Raw genomic sequence first — 1907 nt, 5'->3', positions numbered from 1 at the left:
GTTCGCCGGTCGGCATGTCGGTCGGGGCCGGCAGCTTTGGCCGGCACAGCGGCGGGGGCCTGAGCGTGGGTATTCCGACCGAGCAGAAACGCGCGGCCGGGGTGGCGATCTGGGTACCCCCGGGCGCCGGCAAGTAACGGCTGCGGCAGGACAGCGAAGGGCGCCATGCGGCGCCCTGCTTTTTTACCGCTTGCGCTGCGCCGGAATGAACACCTCGTTGACCGCCGCGGCCAGCTGGTCCGGCGGCAACAGGCCCTGGTCGAGCAGGAAATTGTTGAATGCCAGACGGTCGAACCTGTCGCCCAGGGCCAGCTCGGTCTGCATGCGCAGTTCCATGATCCGGGTGTAGCCATAGAAATAGCTGCAGGCCTGGCCCGGCGCACGCACGGTGTAGCGGTCCAGCTCCTGGGTGGCCATCGCCTCGGACAGCCCAACGCCTTCCACCAGCAGCTTGCGCGCCCGCTCGCGGTCGGTCTGGCCCAGATTGAGTGCGGGATCGAGCATCGCCCGGGCCGCACGCAGTAGGCGGAACTGCAACGCGATCATCTGCCTTCCAGCGGCTCGAACGGCACCATCTCCGCCTCGGCATACAGCGCCCAGCCCTCGACGTTGACCGAATTGAAGGCGAACATCGTGCGCGCCAGCGAGATACCGCGCTCGACCATGGCCGCGAACTGCAGGTCGTGGCCGGGGCGGCCTTCGTGCGCGCTCAGCGTCCATGCCGCCGCGCCAAAGTTGAAGTCATCGTACCGGGCCTTGTCCCCCGAGGCGGGGTTGCCCAGCGGCAGCACGAACGTGCCCTGCTGGCCGGTGTTGCCCACCAGCGGCGGCGGCAGGTAGTGCGGGGCCGGCGAGGCGGCGCTTTCGGCGGCGCTGCCCAGCCGCATCTGCAATGGCCGCTGCGGCACCTCGACAATGCCCTGCGCGCGGATGACCGGATCGATCGCATCGATCACGCCGCGGTAGTGCGACTCGAGCTGGTCGTTGCCGATGGTGTCCTGCTTCAGCGCGCGGATCGCCGCCACGTAGTCGGTGTTGTCGGCAAGCTTCAAACCCTTGGCCTGCACCACCAGCGGTGCCAGCTGGCGCATCATCGCGCGGGTTTCCATGTACTCGAGCTGGGCACGCTGCATCAGCAGCGCCGGGGCGATATCCACCCCCACCCGCTTGAGCTGGAACGCGTACAGCTCGGCCGGCAGACGGGTATCGGTGCGGGCCCGGGGCAGCACGTCCTGCTGCGTCCAGGCGATGTAGTCCTTCATCTGCGTGGCCAGCTCGGCCAGCGCGGCATCGGCGCCGTCGATCTGGTACTTGGCGAACAGCTGGCCGATGCCGGCGATGTAGGTGTCGACATTGGCCAGCGCCTGCTCGACTTCGATCCGGGTCGGCTGCAGCAGATTGGGCGTGCCGCTCTTTTCGGCGTAGCGCTGGCGCGCCAGGGTGGCCAGCGGCTGCGTGCCCGGGGTCCTGCCGAGGTAGGCGTTGAGCCGGTCCAGTGCCTTGGCCCGGCGCGCTTCGGGCACCTGGTCGGAGAGCAGGTTGTTGAGGCCGCCGAACACGGTCTGCGGCACATCCACCCACGGCATCAGATGCTGCTCGTCGAGCGCGCTGCCTTCGATGTTGCGTCCGGCCGCGTCGATCATGATCTGCAGGTCCTGGCGCAGATTGGGATCGCGCTCGACCTGCAGCTTCTCGCGCAGCTGGTCGCGCGCCTGGTTCATGGCGGCGCGGTAGCGCGCGGCGTTGTCCGGCCCCAGATCGACCACCTTGTCGTCATAACCGGGCACGCCGAAGAAGCTGGTCATCTCCGGCTGGAACGGCGCCTGCGCGGCAAGCAGGATCTGCGCCAGCTCGTTGCTGCGCGCAACCCAGGCCGGGGCGGCGGGCGTGGTCGTGGTCGTTACGGG

1 pseudogene is annotated in these 1907 nt (G+C 68.7%); it reads right to left on the bottom strand.

Annotated features, from left to right (window positions below):
* Nucleotides 1-183 precede the first annotated feature (183 nt).
* Nucleotides 184-1907, bottom strand: a pseudogene (locus tag JCM9942_RS14915) (DUF885 domain-containing protein); the annotation flags it as partial.

The organism is Stenotrophomonas pictorum JCM 9942 (genome assembly GCF_001310775.1).
GTDB classification, from domain to species: Bacteria; Pseudomonadota; Gammaproteobacteria; order Xanthomonadales; family Xanthomonadaceae; genus Stenotrophomonas; species Stenotrophomonas pictorum.
The sequence above is the reverse complement of the archived record's forward strand: the minus strand, read 5'-3'. Positions and strand labels throughout refer to the sequence as shown.